Here is a 1764-nt window from a genome sequence, read left to right on the forward strand (position 1 = left end):
TAAAATGAATTCCCTACTAGACCCCAAGATTATTGCCGCCCTCTACAACGCCTCACAAGCTGGTGTAAAAATTGACTTGATTGTGCGGGGAATTTGTGGTCTGCGTCCTGGTCTTAAAGGAGTCAGTGAAAATATCCGTGTGGTGAGTGTCGTGGGTCGTTTTTTAGAACACTCACGGATTTTTTACTTCCAAAATCAGGGTCAAGACGAAGTCTATATTGGCAGTGCGGACTGGATGCGTCGTAATTTGGATCGACGGGTAGAAGCAGTGACACCAGTGGAAGACCCAGAAATTACCAAAGATTTGGAAGAAATCCTGGCAATTATGTTAGCAGATAACCGTCAAGCTTGGGATTTACAGCCTGATGGCACCTATATCCAACGACAGCCAGCTCCAGGGGTTAAAGAAGAATCGGCTCATCAGATTTTGATGGAGATGGCGTTGCAATCAGCAGGGATGGGATAGTTGTAGAATTAAGAATGTAGAATTAAGAATGTAGAATTAAGAATGTAGAATGTAGAATGTAGAATGTAGAATGTAGAATGTAGAATGTAGAATGTAGAATTAAGAATGTAGAATGTAGAATTAAGAATGTAGAATGTAGAATGTAGAATGTAGAATTAAGAATGTAGAATTAAGAATGTAGAATTAAGAATGTAGAATTAAGAATGTAGAATGTAGAATTAAGAATTAAGAATTAAAGATTTAGGAGGGAGAATGGTGAATGGTGAATTAAAGATTTAGGAGGGAGAATGTAGGAGGTAAAACTTAGAAGGTAAAATGTAGGATTCTCAATTCTCAATTCTCAATTCTCAATTCTCAATTCTCAATTCTCAATTCTCAATTCTCAATTCTCAATTCTACATTCTCAATTCTACATTCTCAATTCTTCAAGCCAATCTTTTCCATAAACACTGTTGATGATGGCAGAGATGGTATAGCCCACCAGGGCTGATGTTCCTCTAGGGACTCCTGGTCATAGGGACCAGAGGCAACCGCAATCACACGAGCACCAATGGCTTTGCCACAGTGAATGTCATGGGGAGTATCGCCAATGACGTAAGTCTTTTGAGATGGGATCACACCATACTTCTCGGATGCGATCGCTAAAGCTTGTTCGGCAATATCAACTCTAGTTTCAGTTTTATCGGAAAATCCACCACCACTAAAGTAATCAGCCAAGCCATAATAGCTTAATTTTGCCTTTGCTCCTGCTTCGATATTTCCTGTGAGCAACATCGAAACCACATCAGTTCGATCATGCAAAGCATCTAGAATTTCAATTACCCCCTCCAGGACATATCCTTCTCGGCGGGGCAAACTTTGAGGCAAGTAGTTAACGTAGCCTTCCAGCAGTTGATCCACCAATTTCGGTTCTGGGGACAAACCGTACTGCTTTAGAATATTAGCAGCAATTATTGGGTCTGTCATTCATGCAGTTTCTAGATTTGTCAGTGAAACCGTTTCACCAATTACCTCACTAGCCGCCTCTTCTAGGGCAAATATCCCGGCTCGTTTTGTGGTTAATAAAGTGCTGTCGATGTCCCAAAATAAAACGGTAGTCATTACAATTCTATGGTAATAGAACTTGAGGCAATAGTTGTTATTTAATTACCGTTATTATAACATTTATGTAAGCTATCAGCTATCAGCTATCAGCTATCAGCTATCAGCTATCAGCTATCAGCTATCAGCTATCAGCTATCAGCTATCAGCTATCAGCTATCAGCTATCAGCTATCAGCTATCAGCTATCAGCTATCA

At 40.0% G+C, this 1764-nt stretch carries 3 protein-coding genes; 1 reads left to right on the forward strand and 2 read right to left on the reverse strand.

Annotated features, from left to right (window positions below; all coding sequences use genetic code 11):
• Positions 1–466 (forward strand): phospholipase D-like domain-containing protein (locus F6K20_RS37015; RefSeq protein WP_287298195.1); only part of this gene is annotated, 466 nt, incomplete at its 5' end.
• 417 nt (positions 467–883) lie between these two features.
• Here F6K20_RS37015 and F6K20_RS37020 read toward each other — a convergent pair.
• On the reverse strand, positions 884–1432 hold the full coding sequence (locus tag F6K20_RS37020) for an HAD hydrolase-like protein (protein WP_287298196.1): 549 nt from the start codon (positions 1430–1432) through the stop codon (positions 884–886).
• Entirely contained in the window at positions 1433–1567 is a 135-nt protein-coding gene (locus tag F6K20_RS37025) for a hypothetical protein (protein ID WP_287298198.1), read from the reverse strand.
• Positions 1568–1764: the final 197 nt, after the last annotated feature.

This window comes from Moorena sp. SIO2C4 (assembly GCF_010672485.1).
GTDB classification, from domain to species: domain Bacteria; phylum Cyanobacteriota; class Cyanobacteriia; order Cyanobacteriales; family Coleofasciculaceae; genus Moorena; species Moorena producens.